This window comes from Alkalibacterium sp. m-11, from assembly GCF_054658155.1.
The window spans coordinates 1-4908 of record NZ_BAAGIR010000138.1 but is presented as its reverse complement, the minus strand read 5'-3'; the positions used below and the strand labels follow the sequence as shown (position 1 = coordinate 4908).

Sequence of the window (4908 nt, the reverse complement as noted above, 5' to 3'; positions counted from 1 at the left end):
GTCCAATGGGACAACTGAAGAAAATGTTTGGGTAATGAAACACACAGAATGAGCCATTTTAATATTAAAATTGAAGAGTTACCATCTCTAGAAAAAAAGTTTCCGCCAAAGTCTTGACACATACAAATAGTCATATTGGTGTTGTAAATGGAAACGTTTCAGTGTATAGTTGAAAACGATGAGAGAGTTTTTTAAAAAAACAAGAGAGAGGAGGACGTGCAAGATGAAAACATCAGTAAACCGAAACGATAAAATAAAAACTACTTTTTGCACACAGCTGACTCCCAGTATGGGATGGCTGAACCCTCCTTATTCAATAATAGAATGAATCCCTTGTTTTTTTGCGTGTAATCAACCAGAAAACTATTCGGACAGTCTATTCTCTTAAGGGGATGGACTGTCTATTTTTTTGGAAAGAAAGGAAAGAAAAGATGTTTGACGTACTGGTAAAACTGAAATTTTATTTTAAAGAAAACAAATGGCAATACCTCGGCTCCATTATCGCTCTGGCCGTCTCCAATATATTTGCTGTCATTATTCCATTTATCATTGGACGATTTATTGATGCGATCGTCACAGGCGAGATGAATGCCGCTGTGCTCAGAACGTATAGCCTTCAGTTCGCAGGTCTGGTCATAATCACCTATGGTCTTGATTTTCTATGGGGATATGGACTGTTCGCCGGGGCCTATAAATTACAGAAAGAGATGCGCAGTAAGTTGATGCGTCACTTTTTGAGAATGCGTGCGCCGTATTTTGAAAAGTTCCGTACGGGTGACTTAATGGCCCGTGGGACTCAGGATATACGTGCCCTGGCTGATACGGCAGGATACGGCATGCTTGTCCTGATGAGTGCCACAGGCTTCACTGCCACATTGGTGATCATGATGGGACTGACCGTACACTGGGGGCTGACTTTTGCAGCAGTTATTCCGATGCTGCCGATGGCTTATGTCATAAAGGTCAAAGGAGCTCAAGTTGATGAAGCCTATGAAATTGCTCAGAAATCATTCTCTTCTGTCAACGATGACGTACTGGAAATGATCGACGGCATGCGCGTGATTCGTGCCTATGTCAAAGAAGCTGATTTTATAGACAAGTTCAAGGAACAGACAAGCGGACTGCTCAAGAAGAACAACAAAGTATCCGAAATTGCAGCTATATTTGCACCGACTGTCAAGGCTTTTGAAGGACTTAGCATCATGATTGCATTGAGTTATGGGGCAATTCTGGTAGCGCAGGGGACGCTTAGTGTAGGAGATATCGTCGCATTCCAGATGTATCTGGGCATGATGATCTGGCCGATCATTTCGGTATCCGAACTGGTACTCATTCTGCGTCAGGGAAGTGCGTCTATGAGACGTGTCGATGAAATCAGATATGCAACAGATGAACTGAATTTCAAAGGAACGATCGAAGCAGAACAAGTCGATGATTTTGAATTTGACGAGTTCACCTTCAAATACAGTTCAAGCGAAACAATCAATCTGGATAAAATCAGACTGGACTTAAAGAAAGGCAAGACGCTCGGAATCGTCGGAAAGACTGGATCAGGAAAAACGACTCTCATCAGACAACTGCTCAATCAGTTTCCGCTTGGTTCGGGAACGTTCAATATGGGCAGTTCGGCATACTCAGAATATAACGATCCATCATTAAGACGACTGATCGGATATGTGCCACAGGATCACGTCCTGTTCAGCCGATCCGTAAGAGACAACATTGCCTTCGGTAAAAAAGAGGCCACTGACGAGGATATCTTGGTAAGTATCCGCATGGCTTCCTTTGAAGAAGACCTGAAAAATATGAATAGGGGACTGGACACCATGATCGGTGAGAAAGGCGTCTCGATCTCTGGAGGTCAGAAACAGAGAATCTCCATTGCACGTGCGCTGATCAAAGATCCGGACATTCTTATTCTGGACGATTCCTTATCTGCTGTGGATGCCAAGACAGAACAGACCATCATTCATAATATTCAGCAGGTCAGAGCAGGGAAGACGACAATCATTTCTACTCACCGCTTGTCCGCAGTTAAAGAGGCTGATGAAATCATCGTTCTGGACAACGGAGCGATTTTGGAACGTGGCACTCATGATGAGCTGATCGACAAGGGCGGCTGGTACTATGATCAGTTTACAAAACAGGAAATAAAAGAACTCACAGAAAATGAACCTCTGTCATCACCAGATCCATACAAGAGGAGGGATGACTAATGAAGACAGTTAAACGGTTAGTTTCTTATATGAAATATTACAAACTTTACTTTACGATCGGAATCGGACTGGTCGTTTTGTCCATGGTCACCGACTTGGGTGCACCAATCATTGCTCAGCGCATCATTGACCAGGTCATCACCCCTGCAGCTGCAGGGAACGAAGAATTTACAGATGTGCTGGTCCGACTGATTGCTATTTATTTCGGCTTGATGATTTCGACCGTCATCACCCGATACATTTCGGCTATTTATCGTATGCGTGCGGCAAACGGGATCATCAAAATTTTGAGAGACCAGTTGTACACGCGTGTACAGGAACTGCCAATCAATTATTTCGATAATCTACCGGCAGGAAAAATCGTTGCACGTATAACAAACGACACAGAAAGTCTGCGCCAGCAGTTTTACGTCGCAACAGTCGGCCAGATCCTGATCAATGTATTCTACGTCATTGGAGCATTTGCAGCGATTGCTTTCTTCCACACGGGACTGGCACTGACTCTTTTGGTTCTAATTCCTATAATGTTTATATGGAACAAGTATTATACAAAATACGCCAGAGTCTTCCACCGTAAAGAACGTGACCTGAACTCGGACATCAACGGGAAACTGAATGAATCGATTCAGGGCATGCAGATAATCCAGGCTTTCGAGCAGGAAGAACGCATCCAGGAAGAATTCGAAGACATCAATGGAAAGTGGTACGAAGTCATGCGGAAGTACGTGATTCTCGACTCTGCCTTCCAGTGGACATTTGCCGACTTTCTTCGCCGGCTGTCACTATTGCTGCTGATGGTCTACTTCAGTACACAGTACATTAATGGGGTACTAGGGATTTCTGTGGGGATGTTGTATCTCTTTGGAGATTTTGTCAGCCGTCTGTATGAGCCGATCAAAGGAATCATCCAGCAGATGGCCTTCGTTCAGCAGGCGATTGCAGCTGGAGACCGGGTATTTGAAATAATGGACATGAAACCAGAAGACAACCCGGAAGCAGCGATGGAAGTGACAGAAGGACGCGTTGCGTTCAATCACGTGACATTTGGTTACACGGAAGAAAAAGATGTTCTGAAAGACATTCACTTTACAGCTGAACCGGGTCAGACAGTCGCACTTGTTGGCCACACCGGATCAGGAAAAAGTTCGATCATGAACCTGCTCTTTAGATTTTATGATCCGCAGATCGGGGAAATTATGATCGATGGCCAGAACACAAAAGAGTTTTCCAGACAATCTGTCCGAGAAGATATGGGCATTGTCCTGCAGGATCCGTTCCTCTTTACTGGGACAATCTACTCGAACATCACGATGGACAATCCGAGTATCTCTAAAGAAACCGCGATTCAGGCACTTCTAGATGTCGGCGGACAGGATCTGCTGGACAAATTTGAAAAAGGGATTGACGAACCGGTTGTCGAAAAGGGGAGTACATTAAGCTCTGGTCAGCGTCAGCTGATTTCCTTTGCCCGTGCACTTGCCTTCGATCCGAAAATCCTGATTCTCGATGAAGCAACGTCTTCCATCGATACGGAAACGGAAGAAATCATTCAGCACGCTATGAACGTTTTGAAAAAAGGACGGACGACCTTTATCATTGCTCACCGTCTGTCAACGATTCAGCATGCGGATCAGATCCTGGTGCTCGATCAGGGAGTCATTAAAGAACGCGGTACGCACGACAGCTTGCTTAACCTGAACGGTGCCTATGCAGAAATGTACGAAATGCAGAAAAAAGGTCAGGCTCTTGCTTCTTAAGAATTAAGAATAACAAAATGTCACACTTTAGCATAGGATGACAAAGTAAATGACCGGAATACAAAAAAAGAGTCATCATCTCGACTGAATCGGGAGGATGACTCTTTTTTATGATTTTATAATTAGTAAGGTGAGCGCGAACTGCTTGCCTGATCCTTGAGCAGCTAATTGTGGAAGAAGGTTTCAAACAATGCAACTCCCAAGGCAAAGACAAAACCTGCAACAATGGCTTCTCCGTCAGTCATGGCAGTCAGATAGGTCACAGAAATTACGAAAGCAGCCCCGACATCGACGAAAGTAGCGACCATTTTCCTGCTGTTTTTTAAGATAACCAGACCGCCTAAAATGTAAACAAGTATGGAGATATATTTAAATGAAATAAATGAAATCTAGTTATAGCACAATAGAACAAAACAGATAGAAGATACTGTTAGAAAGCTTCTAGTTATAGTTCATCAAACAATACAGGAATAAGCTGCTGCTAAGTGACCTCTAGCTGTAGTTTATCAAAATAAGAAGTATAGTCTTGCCGTTAAACCTCTTCTAATAGCAGTTTAGTATAGGAAAAGACACTAAGATGACGCTAGATTACCGTTAACTACAGTTCACGAAAAAAAATGATACTAAGGTACAGCTAGAAATGATCCTAGCTGTATTTCAGAACGATTAAGACCAAGTAAAGTAGAACGAGAGAAGCATTGGACATAAGCCAAAAAGAATTAATATAGAAACAGGAACTATTTAAGAAAAAGAGAATCAAGAAATAAAAAAGGAGAACTGCCTACGCAGTTCCACCACTTATAAAATCCTTTGAGACTCCCACGGCTAAAGCCGCAAGCCCGAACCTTTCGGTTTGACGGGTGGGATTCTTGAGTGCTTGTACGAACGCAGTCCATTTCTGTTTTGTTCAAGCCTCAAGGTGAGGGCATCTCATT

Annotated in this window: 3 protein-coding genes; 2 read left to right on the top strand and 1 reads right to left on the bottom strand. The window is 43.3% G+C overall.

Annotated features, from left to right (window positions below):
• Positions 1-431 precede the first annotated feature (431 nt).
• Both ACYQ2O_RS10485 and ACYQ2O_RS10480 read left to right on the top strand, forming a co-directional pair.
• Positions 432-2216, top strand: coding sequence for an ABC transporter ATP-binding protein (locus ACYQ2O_RS10485; protein ID WP_459796569.1), 1785 nt, complete (start codon positions 432-434; stop codon positions 2214-2216).
• Complete coding sequence (locus tag ACYQ2O_RS10480) at positions 2216-3973, top strand: ABC transporter ATP-binding protein (RefSeq protein WP_346025045.1); 1758 nt, start codon at positions 2216-2218, stop codon at positions 3971-3973. Before ACYQ2O_RS10485 ends, ACYQ2O_RS10480 begins: the two co-directional genes overlap by 1 nt.
• Before the next feature lie 164 nt (positions 3974-4137).
• Here ACYQ2O_RS10480 and ACYQ2O_RS10475 read toward each other — a convergent pair whose 3' ends face one another.
• A complete protein-coding gene (locus ACYQ2O_RS10475; protein WP_459796571.1) occupies positions 4138-4332 on the bottom strand; it encodes a DUF2512 family protein in 195 nt (64 codons plus the stop codon).
• Between the last annotated feature and the right edge of the window lie 576 nt (positions 4333-4908).

Coding starts and splice junctions, on each gene's coding strand:
- ACYQ2O_RS10480 (WP_346025045.1), top strand. CDS start 2,216: ATGAAGACAGTTAAACGGTTAGTTTCTTATATGAAATATTACAAACTT.
- ACYQ2O_RS10485 (WP_459796569.1), top strand. CDS start 432: ATGTTTGACGTACTGGTAAAACTGAAATTTTATTTTAAAGAAAACAAA.